The following is a 534-nucleotide window of genomic DNA, read 5'->3' as shown; positions in this document are numbered from 1 at the left end:
ATCTCATCCAAAGTAGATTTATGTATCTTAAAATCTTCAGGCAATCCTGCAGCTTTGTTAAAATCTTCTCCCATATAACCATCTTTATCTACACTATAACCATAGGCTGTATTGGTAGAAGTATTACTTATATCTACTTGTTTATATTTTAGAGTATAAATAGAGTTTTTAAATTCACTTGATATATCATAATTAGGAGAACTTGTTTTACTACTTATACTAAAATTAGTGTTATTGCTAGTATTTGTTGTATTAGTAGAATTTAATACTTCACTTCTTGCTAGAGTTTGTGAATTTGCATTTTGAATTTCATTTAATTTACTAGCATTTTGTTTTAAAAAAGTATTAGCAAAACTTATTTTAGAATTTTCTTTACTTTCTTTATTGGCTTTTGCTTGTGAAAGTATAGAATTATAATTTGAGTTATCATTGATGCTAAAGATACTCATATTAATTCCTTGATTTAGATTTTTTGCCTTCAATCTAAATATATTTTATAAATAATACAAGCAAAATCTGTTCCGTTTTGGGGTG

1 pseudogene is annotated in these 534 nt (G+C 25.5%); it reads right to left on the bottom strand.

Annotation, left to right across the window (positions count from 1 at the left end):
* A pseudogene (locus ELQ10_RS08500) lies at nt 1–449 on the bottom strand (hypothetical protein); the annotation flags it as partial.
* Nucleotides 450–534: the final 85 nt, after the last annotated feature.

Origin of the sequence: Campylobacter sp. US42a, from assembly GCF_004379055.1 — a bacterium.
GTDB lineage: Bacteria > Campylobacterota > Campylobacteria > Campylobacterales > Campylobacteraceae > Campylobacter_D > Campylobacter_D jejuni.
This window is presented reverse-complemented; position numbering and strand designations above follow the sequence as displayed.